17 protein-coding genes are annotated in these 15,454 nt (G+C 49.7%); 5 read left to right on the forward strand and 12 right to left on the reverse strand.

What is annotated here, in order from left to right; genetic code table 11:
• Positions 1-75 precede the first annotated feature (75 nt).
• Positions 76-543: a MarR family winged helix-turn-helix transcriptional regulator gene (locus EDM21_RS14020; protein ID WP_338043987.1), complete on the forward strand. Its 468-nt coding sequence runs from the start codon at positions 76-78 to the stop codon at positions 541-543.
• A gap of 156 nt (positions 544-699) precedes the next feature.
• On the opposite strand, the gene EDM21_RS14025 is transcribed toward EDM21_RS14020, so the two are convergent.
• The 10 genes from EDM21_RS14025 to EDM21_RS14070 all read right to left on the reverse strand — a co-directional run bounded on the left by EDM21_RS14025 (position 700) and on the right by EDM21_RS14070 (position 9,684).
• Positions 700-1,056, reverse strand: a complete 357-nt coding sequence (locus EDM21_RS14025; protein WP_068776596.1) for a nucleotide excision repair endonuclease — start codon at positions 1,054-1,056, stop codon at positions 700-702.
• Positions 1,057-1,150: 94 nt separating this feature from the next.
• Entirely contained in the window at positions 1,151-1,828 is a 678-nt protein-coding gene (locus EDM21_RS14030; protein ID WP_157336332.1) for an N-acetylmannosamine-6-phosphate 2-epimerase, read from the reverse strand.
• Positions 1,828-2,763 (reverse strand): dihydrodipicolinate synthase family protein, encoded by a 936-nt coding sequence (locus EDM21_RS14035; protein WP_166542007.1) that lies wholly within the window; start codon positions 2,761-2,763, stop codon positions 1,828-1,830. The genes EDM21_RS14030 and EDM21_RS14035 overlap by 1 nt, the downstream gene beginning before the upstream one ends.
• Positions 2,750-3,655, reverse strand: coding sequence for an ROK family protein (locus tag EDM21_RS14040; protein WP_157336333.1), 906 nt, complete (start codon positions 3,653-3,655; stop codon positions 2,750-2,752). The genes EDM21_RS14035 and EDM21_RS14040 overlap by 14 nt, the downstream gene beginning before the upstream one ends.
• 146 nt (positions 3,656-3,801) lie before the next feature.
• Positions 3,802-4,242, reverse strand: a complete 441-nt coding sequence (locus EDM21_RS14045; protein WP_157336334.1) for a NanQ anomerase/TabA/YiaL family protein — start codon at positions 4,240-4,242, stop codon at positions 3,802-3,804.
• Positions 4,239-5,363: a Gfo/Idh/MocA family protein gene (locus EDM21_RS14050; protein WP_157336335.1), complete on the reverse strand. Its 1,125-nt coding sequence runs from the start codon at positions 5,361-5,363 to the stop codon at positions 4,239-4,241. The genes EDM21_RS14045 and EDM21_RS14050 overlap by 4 nt, the downstream gene beginning before the upstream one ends.
• A gap of 28 nt (positions 5,364-5,391) precedes the next feature.
• Positions 5,392-6,228, reverse strand: a complete 837-nt coding sequence (locus EDM21_RS14055; RefSeq protein ID WP_157336336.1) for a carbohydrate ABC transporter permease — start codon at positions 6,226-6,228, stop codon at positions 5,392-5,394.
• Positions 6,228-7,127 (reverse strand): ABC transporter permease subunit, encoded by a 900-nt coding sequence (locus EDM21_RS14060; RefSeq protein WP_201280795.1) that lies wholly within the window; start codon positions 7,125-7,127, stop codon positions 6,228-6,230. The genes EDM21_RS14055 and EDM21_RS14060 overlap by 1 nt, the downstream gene beginning before the upstream one ends.
• Before the next feature lie 96 nt (positions 7,128-7,223).
• Positions 7,224-8,555: an ABC transporter substrate-binding protein gene (locus tag EDM21_RS14065; RefSeq protein WP_157336337.1), complete on the reverse strand. Its 1,332-nt coding sequence runs from the start codon at positions 8,553-8,555 to the stop codon at positions 7,224-7,226.
• Positions 8,556-8,847: 292 nt separating this feature from the next.
• On the reverse strand, positions 8,848-9,684 hold the full coding sequence (locus EDM21_RS14070) for an AraC family transcriptional regulator (protein WP_157336339.1): 837 nt from the start codon (positions 9,682-9,684) through the stop codon (positions 8,848-8,850).
• A gap of 327 nt (positions 9,685-10,011) precedes the next feature.
• On the opposite strand from EDM21_RS14070, the gene EDM21_RS14075 reads away from it, so the two are divergent.
• Entirely contained in the window at positions 10,012-10,341 is a 330-nt protein-coding gene (locus EDM21_RS14075; RefSeq protein ID WP_157336340.1) for a thioredoxin family protein, read from the forward strand.
• 236 nt (positions 10,342-10,577) lie between these two features.
• On the opposite strand, the gene EDM21_RS14080 is transcribed toward EDM21_RS14075, so the two are convergent.
• A complete protein-coding gene (locus EDM21_RS14080; protein ID WP_157336341.1) occupies positions 10,578-11,450 on the reverse strand; it encodes a LysR family transcriptional regulator in 873 nt (290 codons plus the stop codon).
• Positions 11,451-11,611: 161 nt separating this feature from the next.
• On the opposite strand from EDM21_RS14080, the gene EDM21_RS14085 reads away from it, so the two are divergent.
• The 3 genes from EDM21_RS14085 to EDM21_RS14095 all read left to right on the forward strand — a co-directional run bounded on the left by EDM21_RS14085 (position 11,612) and on the right by EDM21_RS14095 (position 14,229).
• The gene (locus tag EDM21_RS14085; protein ID WP_157336342.1) at positions 11,612-12,601 is read left to right on the forward strand and encodes a DMT family transporter; all 990 of its coding nucleotides are present in this window, start codon (positions 11,612-11,614) and stop codon (positions 12,599-12,601) included.
• A 69-nt stretch (positions 12,602-12,670) separates the two neighbouring features.
• Positions 12,671-13,351: a helix-turn-helix domain-containing protein gene (locus tag EDM21_RS14090; protein WP_157336343.1), complete on the forward strand. Its 681-nt coding sequence runs from the start codon at positions 12,671-12,673 to the stop codon at positions 13,349-13,351.
• A 20-nt stretch (positions 13,352-13,371) separates the two neighbouring features.
• Positions 13,372-14,229, forward strand: coding sequence for an IS3 family transposase (locus tag EDM21_RS14095; protein ID WP_166542008.1), 858 nt, complete (start codon positions 13,372-13,374; stop codon positions 14,227-14,229).
• Positions 14,230-14,361: 132 nt separating this feature from the next.
• On the opposite strand, the gene EDM21_RS14100 is transcribed toward EDM21_RS14095, so the two are convergent.
• A complete protein-coding gene (locus tag EDM21_RS14100) occupies positions 14,362-15,435 on the reverse strand; it encodes an LLM class flavin-dependent oxidoreductase (RefSeq protein ID WP_157336344.1) in 1,074 nt (357 codons plus the stop codon).
• Between the last annotated feature and the right edge of the window lie 19 nt (positions 15,436-15,454).

Consider the following 15,454-nt stretch of genomic DNA (forward strand, 5'->3'; position numbering starts at 1 on the left):
TACAACTAAAGGGTGTGTCAATATGATTTCCGCCTCCCTCGTTCGTAAATTGACAAAAGGTCGGGGTAGGTTATCATGTTACATAGAGAAAGACTTTATGGGGTGATGAAGGATATGAAAGAAGACTCCGTGGAAACCATAGAACTCCAAATGGCGCTTCTGGTTCGCCGGGTAACATCCGTGACTCCGAATCGAAAAAGCGGCAGTCTGGACAGATCCGCTTATCTTCTGCTGCATCAAATCTCGTCACAAGGATTGGCCGGAGTAAAAGCGTTAGCCGAGGAATTTCAGCTCGATATCTCTACGGCAAGCAGACAAGCCGGAGCTTTAGAGCTCAAAGGATATGTAAGGAAAGTGCCGGACCCGCAAGACGGGCGGTCTTATTTTTATCAAATCACAGATTCAGGCACGCAGGAATTAACGGCTTACAAACAAATCAGATTAGACCATATAACCCGGTTAGTGAGTGATTGGGCCGAAGAGGACCGCCAGAAATTCGGCGATCTGCTGTTGAAGTTTAACCACAGCTTAATGAAGAGATAAACCGGAGAGAAGGCTTATATTTGCAGTATGCCGGCGGATATCCCCTGCCGGAGGATGCGCGGCCTTCTAAGCATTCATGTTGATTCGGCAAAGAAAGAGCGATAAGAACAGTCCCGCCGGGCTGTACGTATCGCTCCTTCTTTGCTGCTCTTACTTTTACTTGTACAGAACTTTCTCTACATTGTATTTCGCCCGCAGCTTGTTAAGGATGTAGGTTTCATAGATTTCTCTGTCTACCGCATCTTCAACCAGGCATACCTCAATGGTCGTTACTTCATCCCGGTGCATCTTGATCGGAGATACCGAGTCTTCAAAATGCTTCTTGATCCGGGGTCTGAGCTTGCGCGCTTTGCCTACGAACAAAAGTTCATCCTGATCGTTGTAGAACATGAAAATTCCGCCCTGATCTCTCGAAATCAGGTGAAAATCCGTAAATCCGTAAATATTGCTCAGCTCGGGAGCATCCTGCTTCGTTATCGTAATATCCGGTGTCGGGATGGTGATGTTAATCATAGGGCTCACTTCCTCTTTCGATCTAGGTGTAAATACTACCACAAATTTCGAAAGAAGACCATGTTCGACCGTATGCCGCGGCGGTACAGGCGGGTTAGGCGAGTGCGTGCACAAACCGGGCCGTGATGTCTTTGGGCCTTGTTATGGCCCCGCCCACTACAACGGAAGCCGCGCCCAGCTCCAGGCAGCGCCTGAACATCTGTGGCGTAAGCACATTCCCCTCTGCGATGACAGGAACGGCTGCCCGGCTGACGACCTTTTGCAGAAAAGCAAAATCATCGTCGTATAATTTAGAGCCCGCCGTGTCCGGGGTATACCCGTATAAAGTCGTCGAGATGCAGTCGAAGCCTAATCTCTCCGCCAAGACGGCTTCTTCCACCGTGGAAATGTCGGCCATTAGTAAGATAGACGGATCGCGTCTTCTGCAATAGCCCACTAGTTCCGCGAGCTGCTCTCCATGTGGACGCTGCCTCACGGTGCTGTCCATCGCGATCATTTCGCAGCCGCTTTCAAGCAGCTCCTCTATTTCCTTGGTTGTCGCGGTAATAAATACTTCACTATCTTCGTAATCCCTCTTCACGATGCCGATGACAGGTAAATCAACCTCGTTCTTAATGGCCAGAATGTCCGCCTTCGTGTTGGCCCTTATTCCAGCAGCCCCGCCTTCTTGAGCCGCCAAGGCCAGCTTGGACATAATAAAAGAACTGTGCAGCGGCTCATTCTCCAGTGCCTGGCAGGACACGATTAATCCGCCTCTCACCTGATTGAGCATCAGCTCTTCTCTCCATATGATCCGGCATACTGCGCGGTCAGTTCCTCTATCTCGCTGTTTAGCGTAACCAGCGAATCGTGATGAGAAGACTGGACCGGCAGCAGCGGCAGACGCGGCTGCCCGGTCTCGATCCCCCTGAGACTCAGCAGATACTTGCATGCTCCGTACAAGGAGGGATAGCTCAGCAGGTTTTTAATAATCCGGTTGATCTTAACCTGAAGCGCCTGGGCCTCTTCCCTCTGGCCCTGCTCATAAAGCCGGTTCAGAGCGCAGAACAACTCCGGCATGACACCGTAAGTCCCCCCGATACCGCCGTCGGCGCCCATGATCCGCCCCGCCAGAAACTGCTCGTCCGGGCCGTTGAATACGAGGAAGTCCGGGCCGCCGATCTCTTTGAACTGCTGCAGCTCGAATGTGCTTTCTCCCGACATCTTGACACCGATTACCTTCTCCTGCCCGGCCATTCTGCCCAGCAGAGCAGCGGATAACTGGAATCCCGTTGTTTGCGGGATGTGATATATGATGAACGGCAGCCAGGTACTGTCGATCATATGCTGCCAGTGGGTCTCTACGGCGCTTTCCGGCAGCCGGTAATAGATAGACGGCACGGCTGAGATCGCATCCGCCCCATGCTGCTCCGCATGCCGGGCAAGCTCTACGCTCTCCGTCGTGGAATTGGCTCCGACATGAACGATAACGGTTAATTCGCCCTTCACTTCTTCCAGAACGGCTTCCACTACCCGCTTGCGTTCTTCCGCATTCTGCAGAATCCCTTCGCCGGAGCTGCCGCCTACATAGAGGCCTTTTACGCCTGTGTTTACGTAAGATCTCGCCAGTTTTCTTACTCTGGCCTGATCCACTTTGCCCCCTTCGTCATAGGCTGAATACATCGCCACATAGACTCCTGCGAATTTAGAAAGGTTATTCTCTGCCACTTTCTTCACACTCCCTGTCAGGTTCAAAAAACGGGTAAACCGCGCCCAGTAAGGCTGCCTTATTGCCCAGAAGGGCGGTCCGAATCTCTGTCTTGGAAAAATTGCCGGGTAAATAAGCGTTAAGATGCGGTCTGATTCTGCCGGTCAGAAACTCCTTCTGTTCGGAGACTCCGCCGCCAATGATGATGAGGCCCGGGTCGGTGATCAGAATGATCTCAGCCAACCCCCGCGCAATCTCTTCGGCCCACCCCTCAATGATTTCATTGCATAAGCCGCTTCCCATCCTCGCTTCATCGAACAGCTCTCGCGGTGTCCCCGGGAATCCGGACTCCCGCGCCCTTGTGAGGAGAGCGGTCATAGAAGCCCTTTGTTCATACGTGGTCCGGGTGCCTTTATCGAATAAAGAATGGCCGATTTCGCCCGCCCTGTCATGCTGCCCGGTAACAAGCTTGCCCCCGCAGTGGAGCGCTCCGCCGATTCCGGTTCCGATTGTGAGGCAGAAGAAGTGATCATAGCTGCGGGCTGCGCCCTTCCACTTCTCCCCTATGGCTGCTGCATTCACATCGTTAGCTACGCGGGTCGGCAGACCATATGCCTGCTCCATGCAGGTCTTCAGATTCGTACCCAGGTACCCGGGCATCGTACCGCCGGCGTAAATAATCTCGCCTGTCTGCGAATCGACGACTCCGGCCGTACTGATTCCAATCCCTTGCACGGCTCCATACTTCTCCAGAAGAACCCGCATGATCTTCAGCAGTTCTTCCGGTATCCGCTGCTTACAGTCGGCCCGGGGCGTGGGTGCAGAGTCATGATACAAGATCTCCCCGGCATCATTAATGACTGCGTACTTCATATCCGTACCGCCGACATCTATGGCTGCATAAAGTTTCATACATCATCCCTTCATTCTCCAACGGCTGACGATTTATATCCTTGTATATAGATGAAAATACTTGGTTTATAAGGTATGCACACCCGCTTGACGCCCCTAGTGCGCCGCTTGTTAGTGATTTTAGCCGATACAGCTGCCTGCACCTCTTAAACCTCGATTTTATAGATGATTTTGGTTACTTCTTGTTCCAGCTCTTCGTGCGCCCCTACCAGATGAGTATCCTCCGGAAAACAAATCAGAAAGTAACCCGGCTCTAAATACCCGCTTAACCGTTGTCCGGCTGCTACATCACCGAAATAGATATCCCGCTCCCGGTCGTATTCACTCCGGCTTGTCAGACACTCCACATTGCTGACTTCCACATACTCTCTTCCTTCGAGGACAATATGGATGTCGATAAACCTGTTGTGCGCTTCGTATCTTTTTTCGCTTTTCGGAGTCGTAGTAAACGAAATACGGTTTTTACGGAAATCAGCCGTTCCATGAGTCTCTCCGAGCAGATTGGTCCGGATATCTTGAATGCAGCTCATCATTCTCGGATTCTCAAAAGCATACTGCCCCAGATTAGCGATTTTATCGTAAATCATGCCTTAACGGCCTCTCTCCCGGTAATTTCGTGCACGCTGACTTTTCTGTCTTCTTCGATGGATAAAGTGAGGGCATCCGCTGTTGCAATCGAAGCCCGGGCCGCTGTTCCATCCAGCAGGGGCTTGAATTCTTCCTCTACCGGAGCTCCCTGCATAATGCTGTGGAAGTAGTTCATTTCCTTGCTCATGATGCTGTGAAGCCACATCGGAGGCGTCATATTCGGTCTGCCGTACATAATGGCACCGTCGATCTCCAGGCCCTTGTAGATGCGGGTACGGTCGTCGTCTTCTTCCCGGCTTTCGTGAAGCAGGAACTGCTCCTCTCCGTCCGGCGTTTTCAAGACTACTCGGACGTCCTGCATATCAATGAGAATGGCGCCCTTCGTGCCTTGGATTTTGACATAATGCTCACTCCATCTAAAAGCGGAACCGTATTGAAGAGTGGCGAAACGGTTGCCCGCGAATTCCAGCGTAATAAACAGCATGTCGTCCTCATCGCCGAATTGTTCGCCTTGATGGGCCACGTTGCCGCCTACCATACACACTCTTTCGGCCGGTCCCATCAAGAACTGGATGAAATCAAGCTCATGGATATGGTGATAGAGATGCCCGCCTGAAATCTCCCGCTTCTTCTTCCAGCTAACCTCTTGCTGAGGCTCCTCCCAGCCGTTGCGTTCTGCATGACAGAAAAGCAGATCGCCGATCTTGCCCTCATTAATGAGCTGCTTCGCCTTCCGAACCCCGTTCATGAAGTTCATTACATGACCGGCCATGAAGATAAGGCCCTTATCCTTCGTTGTCTTAATCATCTCGTTGCAGTCTTCATACGATAATGCAATGGGTTTCTCGCAGAATATGTGTTTCCCGTGAGCCGCCGCACGCAGCACCGGCTCTTTGTGGTATCCGTTCGGAGAAGCGACCAGAACCGCTGTAACATCGGGTCTCTTGCAGAGCGATTCAATGCTCGGCTCCACGTCACAGTTTAATTCCTTCGCTACGGACTCCGCATTGACGGGGTCATAGACCGCGACGACCTTAGCCCCATCCAGCGCATCGATTAATCTGGCTAATCCTGCTCCGAAGTACCCCGCACCTACTACTGCATAATTCACTGTCTTCATCTTATTAACCCCTTTCTTATTTGTACCATTATTTGACGGACCCATCGGATAAACCGCCGGCAATTTTATTTTGAATCAGCATGAAGAAGAGCACCGAAGGCAGAATGATAATAACGGATGCTGCCATCATTTCTCCCCAATCCAGAATCTCGGACCCCGTTAAGGAATAGAGAGCGACGGAAATCGGCATTTTGCCCGAGCTGTTGATCAATAAGAGAGCAAACAAGAATTCGTTCCAGGTGTTAATGAACGTATAGATGGCCGTAGCCACGACCCCCGGTGAGACCACCGGCAGCACGACTTGAATAAAGACCCTCAATTTGCCCGCCCCGTCCACTCGGGCCGCCTCTTCGATTTCAACGGGAACGGTCTGGAAGAAACCGATCAGCATCCAGATCGCATAAGGGATAGAGAAGGACAAGTACGTAATGACCAAACCGGTCCACGTGTTGACCAGGCCCATTTTAATAATAATGATGGAGTATGGGACGGCCAGCAGAATAGGCGGGAACATATACGTGGTAATGAGCAGCTTGGTCATTTTTTTACCGGCTTTAGGGAAGAACCGTACGATGCCGTAGGCTGCCAGGGCCGACACGACGATCGTAATCAAGGTGGCCGATAAAGAGACAAGCAGACTGTTTTTTATATTCGTCGTAAAGTTCAGATCGTTCAAAACCCTCGAGTAATACTCCATCGTAAAGGTTTTAGGGAAAAAGGCTAAGGGATGGTTGGCCATTTCACCGGATGTCTTGAAGGAAGACAAGATAATCCAGACCAAAGGGAAGGCTGCGACAATAGCCAAGATACTGAGAAATAGATACAAGAAAACAATCGTTATCTTACTTCCGCCAACTTGCTTCATTATCGATCCTCCCTTTCCCATTTGTTTAGGAGCCTGAAGTACAGCAAGCAAATGCTTAACAAGAAGAGCAGGAGAATGACCGTAATGGCCGATGCGATTCCCAACTGTTTAAGACCCCAGCCTGCTTTAAAAGCAAAAATAGGCAAGGTCGTGGTTAAATCGGATGGTCCGCCGCCTGTCATCAGGTAGAGAAGATCGAAATTGTTGAAAATCCAGATCGTTCTCAGCACCAGCAGCAGTCCGATGACCGAACGGATATGACGGACTGTAATCGCCCAGAACGACTGCCAAGGGGTAGCTCCATCCATAACGGCCGCTTCATACTGGTCTCCCGGTATGGTCTTGAGCGCCGACAAAATGTTGACCATAAAAAGTGGAGCGCCGAACCAGATATTGATAAAGACGACCGACCCGAAAACGAAGCTTGAATCGGCAAAAAAGTTAATGTTCTGTTCCGTAATTCCCAGCGTTGTTAATAGATTTGGAAAAAAACCGTATACATCGTTGAATATCCATTTCCATGAGAACGCAATGACAATGGCCGGGAACGTCCAGGGAATAATAAGCATCGTACGGAAGAAGCCCGAGAATCTTGGAATCTTGTTCAGCGCCAGTGCCGCCGCAAATCCTATAAGCAGCTGCCCCGCTATGGAGAAGACCGTCCACTTGATCGAATTGTAGAAAGCGACATAGAAGTCGGGATTGGTGAGGACAAAGATGAAATTATCCAGTCCGACCCAAGAATACGTTGCTCTAACCAGATGCCTGGAAGTAAAACTGAAATAAATGCTTGAGAATATGGGGTAAATCAACAATAGAATAACGATTAATACAGCAGGCAGGATAAATAATAAACCTGTTGTATTCATGCTCTTGATCTTGCCGCTAATGGATCTCACCCGCTTCACTCCACTTCTGAAAGTTAGTACAAACAATCTCTCCTCTCTCGAGCATCGCCTATCTCCGGTTAAGGGTTCCAATGCCCCTAATTTTCTTCATTTGGCCATTCTAAATAAACTATTCAGCTCTTTTTCAGCTTTCTTAGCCGCTTTATCCACCGGTTCATTCTTCAGCAGAATGTCAGCGAACATTCTCTCAATGACACCTTGGCCTGTGAGAAGCCCGGATTCCAAGGTGGGTTCATATTCCATTCCTATCGCCGTTCCCTTGTTGACCGCATCGCTGATCACCCCGACCGCACCGCTGAACTTTTGAATAGTAGGCTCATTAAGGAAGTCGGGATCAGTTGTGATATCTTTCATCGCAGGGAGCATGCCGACAGGAACAGAGTGCAGGAATTTAATGTACCTTTCTTTCTCGTACAAGCTTTCTATGAAAGCTTTGGCAATCTCCGGGTGCTTGCTGTTCTTCCAGACGACCATCGGAATGTTGGAGGTCTCAATACCGTTCGACGGATCAGCAGCATTGATCTTAGGAATTGGAGCAGCGTCGATCTGATCGATTAAAGCAGGTGAGTTGGAGGCTACGCCGCCGATCTGAAAGCCGCTGTTGAAATCAAAAGCTGTCTTCCCCTGATAGAACAGCGTAGCCTGATCCAGCACTTTAAAGTTAACGGAGCCGGACGGAGACGTGTTCTTATACATCTTCACCCAGTAATTAATTCCGTCTATAGCCGCCTTGCTGGTTAGATTGGCCTTACCCTCGGGTGTAATCAGGGCCTCGCCCGCCGAGCGGACATACAGGTTCAAGAATCTCGTAGCCATCATATCGCCCGATCCCATCGGAACGGATAAGCCGTTGACCGCAGGCGGATTATTGATTTTCTTAGCGGCATCGAATAATTCATCCCACGTTTCGGGGACTTTCAGCTGAGCCTTCTGCAGCAGATCCTTCCGGTACCACATGACTTGAGCATGAGAATACAAAGGAATGGAATAGTTGCTCCCGTCCACGGTCCCTTCTTTGATCGGAGCTTCGTAGAACCGTTCGCGCCCGATATTATCAATGACATCATTAATCGGTATAATCGCATCGGCATCGATCATTTCGACCACATGGTTGGGCAAGGCCGTACTGACATCGGGTACTTGTCCGGCTTGTACGCCTGTTGTCCACTTGGTGTAAAATTCAGGCCAGGCGAATGTCTCGATCCGGATCTTCACTCCGGGATGCTCTTTCATGAATGAGCTGGCCGCATCTTTCATAAATTCGTTCCTTGCCCCTTGGGTGAAGGAATGCCACAGAACGATCTCACCGTGTAAGTTCCCGTCCTGATCAACTGTCGGCGGCAATGCTTCCTCTTTACTGCAGGCGGATGTAAACAACATCACGGAAGCGACTATACAGGGCAGCCACTTGTTCTTCATACACCTCGACCCCTTCCCGGATGAATTGAATGAGTGAATGTTAAGCCGAATTTGTACTTTAGCCATAAAATGCTACTGCCGGAGAGCACGCGTCTCCGTAAGTCCCCCAGCCAAATCTATTCGGTCACTCCACCTCCACTTTAGAATGCGTTTTCAATTGTTCTTTCATATGATTTATTGAATTCAGTTGAAATGTTCTATGCCTATAAGGATACCCAAAATCAAACCGTACTTGAATATATCAAACCAATCAAAACTAGCACAAATCGCTTAATATCCGGTCCGATTCCCACTATTTTCTTGCCAGCTGCCGGTATGAATAGGGGGTCACTCCATAGTGCTTTTTGAAAATTCTAGAGAAATAATTCGGATCTTCAATTCCGACCTGATAGGCAATATCCGAGATTCTTTCATCCGATTCCAGAATTTTTTTGGCCGCAACGACCATTTTGAGCTCGATAATAAATTCACTTGGCGATTTCCCCGTGTGCTGCTTAAATAAGCGGCGCAGAGAAGAAGAACTGATCTGTACCCTTTTGCCCAAATCTTCGATGCGGATATTCTTATCAAAATGATTCATGATATAATCCATCACAATTTCGACCCGGTTATCCGGATTATTGTCTGCCTTGATTGTCCTTGTCGTATTCGGTCTCTCCAAGAAAGCCTCCGAGGAATCAAGCAGGTAGCCGACGATCAGCTCCAGATAGCCTCTTAGCATGAAATATTTGCCTCTGCTCACGGATCCCTTCTCTCGTATAATGCAATTGAAATAATATTTGACCTGCACGTCATGACACTTCACTTTGGCATCAAATCCGAGGATTTCCGACCAAATCTCCCGATCCGTGAGCGGAAAAGCCGCTGTAAAACGGATACTGATAAAAGTAAAATCATCCGTTGACGCTTCGCAAGACAGCGCACTTCCCTGGGGGATATACACAATATCATCTTCCTCCAGTTCGTACAGCGTCTCATCGATTTGGAATCGTCCCCGCCCTTTCTGGATAAAACGGATCATGGAATAGGGGATCGAAGCCTCGTAATAACTCCAGGTATTCGGAAAAGAGTACTTCTCCGCATACACAAAATTTAACCGGAATGCCTGCAGCAGATTATTAACGGACAAGATTGCTCACTCCTCTATAGGTGCATACTTATTGGGGCCCAGCTAAACTAACTTGATAACTCCCCGTGTATAAAAAACAGCCGCCGGGCATTCCGGCAGCCTGATCCATCACGAATTCAGAAATCTTCCTGCGTTAAATCGGATTGAACACCTGTGGCAGTTCCTATTCTCCTATCGAAGATTCGAGATGTCTGTGATTGTAACAGCAATGGAAGCGAGATTCAATTCTGTACCGGGAGCTGAGGTTTGTCTTTCCTGAAGGTATTACAGGTATACTATAAATAGGATATAAAAAAGAGATGGATACATTCATTCGGAGGATATAGCATGCAAAAATTAATGAGTTTAAACGAAGTGAAGCAGGTGGTCAGGGAAAAGCCGCTGGTTCTTATGGTCATCAAAACCGGCCAATGCGGAGTGTGTGAATCCGTCCAGGCGAAAGTAGCCGTCATGCTGGAATCCCACGCGGACATCATGGGCATCTATGTCTATATGGAGGACGCGCCGGATGCCGCTTCCGAATACCTGGCCCTTGCCGCGCCCACCGTCCTACTTTTCTACGAAGGAAAAGAAGTCTACCGCGCCGCCCGCTTTGTGCGCTTTGACGAGCTGGAGTATGTGCTGGCCCAGTATGAGGAAGCCTTAGGGGAAGGTTGAACGTACAAGCTGCCCTGGTACGGATCCGATTTCTTTCATCGCGTACCTGTCCTAATAGAAAAGAATGTCCCGGCAAGCCATTGGGAGTTTGGACAAATAGTCTCGATAAATCTCTTCTTGAAAAACCGCATGTCCTTTGACGTTATCCTTGTGCAGCTAGGAGGATCCGTTAAAGGTGCTGGGTAGAATCAACCGGTGGTGCAGGCCGGATGGCACAAGGCAGAAACTTACCGTATCTAATGCGGGGTCTCAACAGCACTGGTGCGAGCCACTATTTCATCGATAAAGCGCTGCAGGGTGCTCGTTAAATACGAATCTTTACGCCGGATAAAGATGGTCGTGATCTCGCGGTAAGGCTCCGGTACGTTATGAGAATACACGGTACCGCTGGCAACCAGATCCTTGATAGCGGATTCCGGAATAATCGTCATTCCGACTCCGGCAGCTACACTCCCGATGATCGTCCCGAACGTCCCGAACTCCATAATCTGCTTCGGGACGATTCCCTCGACTTTCAGCCAGCTTTCGAGCCTTCCGCGGTACCCGCAGCCTTTATTGTAGAGCAGCAGGGGCTTGGTTGTGATATCCTCCACAGCGAAGGTATCCGCCTTGCTAACCAGAACCAGCCTCTCCTGGATCACCTCGACCTGCTCGATTAACGGATGCCGGATGGGTCCTGTAACGAAGGCTCCATCCAGCTTCATATCAATGACCTCCTGCAGCAGCAGATCGGTCACCCCGGCCTTCAAAGATATTTCCACATTCGGGTACTTACGATAATAGGACGACAGGATATATGGAAGAGCTGCTACAGTCTCTACAATGCCAATCTCAAGCACACCGGAAGGATTCAATTTGTCTTGAAAGGTTTGCTTCATTTCATCCACTTTGGATAGGATTTCTCTTGAATATTCCAGCAGCCGCTTTCCTTCTGTGTTTAGAATCATCCCTCTTTTGTGCCGGTAAAATAAGGGCGTCTGGAGCTCTTTCTCCAGCAGCTTAATCCGGGCCGTCACATTCGACTGAACATAGCTGAGCTCCAAAGCGGCTTTACTGACACTGCCATGTGCCGCTACGGCCTGAAAGATTCTTAAGTCGTTTAACTCCAAGGTGCTCCCTCCTCTGTTTCAAATGCTTATCTCTTCATTCTGGTATCATTATAAATGATGATAACCTTTATTTATAATCATTTTACTAGAGACTTGCATCTCCCCTATGATGATTGGTGTACATCAAGCCGGCATCTACATACTAGGGAGAGAGACAACACATGCTAAACAAACAAGTCATCATAGGTTCCATTCTGTGCCTGATTGCGAGTATGTCCTGGGGAGCTATGTTTCCCGTTGCACATGTAGCCTTGCAGCAAATTGATCCGTTCTATTTCTCGTTTATCCGCTATTTAATCGTGGGCGTTATTCTCACCTTGCTTCTCTGGATGAAAGAGGGCCGGTCTTCTTTTCGTTTGGAGGGAAGAGGCAAAGCCTTGCTGTTCTTCGGAACGATGGCATTTACCGTCTATAACATGTTCGTCTTCTTCGGACAATCTCTCATGGGGGAGCCGGGTACTGTAGCCGCTTCGATAATGGAAGTACTCATGCCGATGATCTCCATTATGGTCCTATGGATTACGACCAGAAAAGCACCCCAACCATACATGCTTACGAGTGTAGCTATCGCCCTTATCGGCGCCTTACTTGTGATCACCAAAGGAGAGCTGGCTTTTTTCATGACAGCCGGGCAAAATCTTCTTCCGCTGCTGCTGATTTTTATCGGCGTTGTGGGATGGGTCGTGTATTCGATGGGGGGAAGCCAGTTCAGGGATTGGTCGATCCTGCGTTATTCTACTCTAACCTGCTTGCTGGGAAGCGCCGTGTCCTTTGTAATCGTTACACTCGCCTCCGTCTTCGGCGTGCTTCCGGTGCCTGCCTGGGACACTCTGCTCTCGATCAAATATGAAATGTCCTTTATGATCTTGCTGCCGGGACTAGCCGCCTTACTATGCTGGAATTCAGGACTCAAATTGTTATCCCCGCTTAACGGAATCTTATTTATCAATTTTGTTCCGATCACCACCTTCGTTATTATGGCTTTCCAAGGCTACCAGATCAGCATGTATGAGATCTACGGCACCCTGCTCATTATCTTTGCCCTGCTGAGGCACAATGTGCAGCAGAGAAAAGCCGAACGCCAGATACAGCCCAGACCGTATATGGCTGCTCCTGAGCCCAAAGTTGACATGATTAAGACTGCCCCGTAAGTTGATATGCTCCCCTTTAAGTAGACAGGTTTAATAAATAAACCAGCTACTTGGAGGGGGTATTTCTTTTTGGCAAACATACATGAATATAATGGGAACGAGAAAATGGCGATCATAGAGGAGCTTCAAGCAGGTGAAGCCACTCGGAAGGAGATCGCCCACAAATACAACATCAGCGTAGGTACACTCGTGAAATGGCGGCATCGGTATGAGTTATACGGGATTGACGGATTGGAAATACGGGTCCGCAATCGCAAGTATTCACCAGAACTAAAGCTTCAAGCGGTACAGGACTATCTTTCAGGTAAGTATTCGCAATATGAACTCATCGATACATATAAAATTGCAAGCCGAACCCAACTCCAAAAATGGATCAACAAGTATAATAGTCATAACAGCTTCAAATCCGTTAACGAAGGAGCAAGGGCTATGACAAAGGGTCGGTCTACCACTTGGCAGGAACGAATCGATATCGCGCTCCACTGCATTGCACAAGAGCGCGACTACGGAAAGACAGCAACACAGTTTAAGGTTTCCTACAATCAGGTGTATCAGTGGGTCAAGAAGTACGAGAATGGCGGAGAAGATGCGCTTCAGGACGGTCGTGGACGGAACAAGGCGTCTGTGGAGTTGACCGAGGCCGAGCGTCACAAGTTGGAACTTAAGAAGCTGGCGTATGAAAATGAACGGCTCAGAGCGGAGATCGCGTTCCTAAAAAAGTTGAAGGAACTGAAAAGGAGGCGAAGTTAAGCCGGCATCAGAAAATCCATGTGTATCGGGCCATACAAGCGGTACATGACGAACAAGGGTTTAGCGTGAAGCTGCTGGGTATGGTTGCCGGGATTGAGCGCTCCAGTTACTACAAGTGGGTAAACCACAAACCCGGCCCACAGGAACGCGAAAACGAGCAGCTAACGCAAAATATGCTGGCCCTTCATGCACAAGTGCAAGGGATTTACGGCTACCGAAGGCACACCGTGAAGCTTAGCCAAGATACGGACAAGCCCATTAACCACAAACGGATCCAGCGGCTCATGAAGATCGCAGGGATCCAGTCAGTCATCCGCAAGAAGAAAAAGCGATATCCGCGTTCCACACCACAGCACATTGCCGAGAACGTGCTGAATCGCAAGTTCCAGACGGATGTGCCAAATGAGAAGTGGCTGACAGACGTAACGGAATTTAAGTACGGACACGGGCAGAAGGCTTATCTCAGCGCCATCCTGGACCTCCATAGCAACACCATTGTTTCCAGCGTGCTGGGGCATTCGAACAACAACAAACTCGTATTTGAAACGCTGGACCAAGCGCTTAAGGTTGCGCCGGGCGCCACCCCCATGCTTCACAGCGATCGGGGGTTCCAATACACCTCAAAGAAGTTTAAGCGGAAGCTGGATAAAGCAGAAATGACCCAAAGCATGTCACGTGTCGGTCGGTGTATTGACAATGGACCCATGGAAGCCTTCTGGGGAATCTTGAAATGTGAGATGTATTACTTGAATACATACAGCACGTTTGAAAAGCTCAAGAAGGACATTGAAGCCTACATCTACTTTTACAACAACGAACGTTTACAGGCAAAATTAAACGGCCTCAGTCCTATGGAATTCAGGACTAAGGCCGCCTAGTGTCTTTTACTTATTTATAGTGTCTACTTGACGGGGTGCAGTTCAAGTTAGCGGGCAGTCTTTTTTTGTTTGTGAACATTGAAATGTATATTCATACACGATAGAGCACAATTGCTCAGGGACACGCCCGTTTTATGACTTCGCTTCGTTCCCGGTTTCGTTCTCGGCTTCCCACTTGGCAATCTCATCCCGAACCATCGGCGCCACCTCTGTACCCAGCAGCTCAATGGCTCTCATGACATCTTCATGAGGCATCGTGCCCAGCGGTACATGCAGCATAAAGCGGGTGATGCCTACGTGTTTGCGGAGGTGAATGATCTTCTGGGCCACGGTCTGCGGATCGCCAACGTACAGCGCCCCTTCAAAGCTCCGCGCGGCATCGTAACTGGAGCGGTCATAATGCCCCCAGCCCCGCTCGCGCCCGATCATATTCATACTTGCCTGGGTGGGGAGGAAGAACTTCTCCGCCGCAGTCTGAGCATCCTCGGCAATAAAACCGTGCGAGTGGGACGCTACCGGCAGCTTGGAAGCGTCATGGCCTGCATGAGCGGCCGCTCTCTTGTACAGCTGTACCAGCGGCGCAAACTGCAGCGGGCTTCCTCCGATAATCGCCAGCACGAGCGGCAGTCCGAGCAGGCCTGCGCGGATGACCGATTCCTGATTCCCCCCGCTGCCAATCCACACGGGTAACGGGCTCTGCACCGGACGCGGATACACGCCTAATTGATGAATTGCAGGCCGATGACCGCCCTCCCAGGTTACCTTCTCCGATTCCCGGATTTTCAGCAGCAATTCCAGCTTCTCATCGAACAGCTCATCGTAGTCATTCAAATCATAGCCAAACAGCGGGAATGATTCGATAAAAGAACCACGGCCCGCCATAATCTCAGCCCGTCCATTCGAAATTCCGTCGAGTGTAGCGAAATCCTGGAACACCCGCACCGGATCGGCAGAAGAAAGCACCGTAACCGCACTCGTCAGCCGTATCCGCTGCGTCCGGGATGCAGCCGCGGCCAGTACGACTGCAGGTGAGGACGCCGCATAATCTTTGCGGTGATGCTCACCTACGCCATATACATCCAAACCTACCCGGTCGGCAAGGACAATTTCCTCCACCACTTCGCGCAGCCGCTGTGCATGGCTCATTACCTCACCGGTATGAACATCCGGCGAAGTTTCTACAAATGTACTTATTCCTATCTCCATATATCGTCACCCCTACTTC

Source organism: Paenibacillus lutrae (genome assembly GCF_009757775.1).
GTDB lineage: Bacteria > Bacillota > Bacilli > Paenibacillales > NBRC-103111 > Paenibacillus_F > Paenibacillus_F lutrae.

Coding starts and splice junctions, on each gene's coding strand:
- EDM21_RS14055 (WP_157336336.1), bottom strand. CDS start 6,228: ATGAAGCAAGTTGGCGGAAGTAAGATAACGATTGTTTTCTTGTATCTA.
- EDM21_RS14100 (WP_157336344.1), bottom strand. CDS start 15,435: ATGGAGATAGGAATAAGTACATTTGTAGAAACTTCGCCGGATGTTCAT.
- EDM21_RS14030 (WP_157336332.1), bottom strand. CDS start 1,828: ATGCTCAATCAGGTGAGAGGCGGATTAATCGTGTCCTGCCAGGCACTG.
- EDM21_RS14040 (WP_157336333.1), bottom strand. CDS start 3,655: ATGAAACTTTATGCAGCCATAGATGTCGGCGGTACGGATATGAAGTAC.
- EDM21_RS14065 (WP_157336337.1), bottom strand. CDS start 8,555: ATGAAGAACAAGTGGCTGCCCTGTATAGTCGCTTCCGTGATGTTGTTT.
- EDM21_RS14050 (WP_157336335.1), bottom strand. CDS start 5,363: ATGAAGACAGTGAATTATGCAGTAGTAGGTGCGGGGTACTTCGGAGCA.
- EDM21_RS14020 (WP_338043987.1), top strand. CDS start 76: ATGTTACATAGAGAAAGACTTTATGGGGTGATGAAGGATATGAAAGAA.
- EDM21_RS14085 (WP_157336342.1), top strand. CDS start 11,612: ATGCTAAACAAACAAGTCATCATAGGTTCCATTCTGTGCCTGATTGCG.
- EDM21_RS14045 (WP_157336334.1), bottom strand. CDS start 4,242: ATGATTTACGATAAAATCGCTAATCTGGGGCAGTATGCTTTTGAGAAT.
- EDM21_RS14025 (WP_068776596.1), bottom strand. CDS start 1,056: ATGATTAACATCACCATCCCGACACCGGATATTACGATAACGAAGCAG.
- EDM21_RS14075 (WP_157336340.1), top strand. CDS start 10,012: ATGCAAAAATTAATGAGTTTAAACGAAGTGAAGCAGGTGGTCAGGGAA.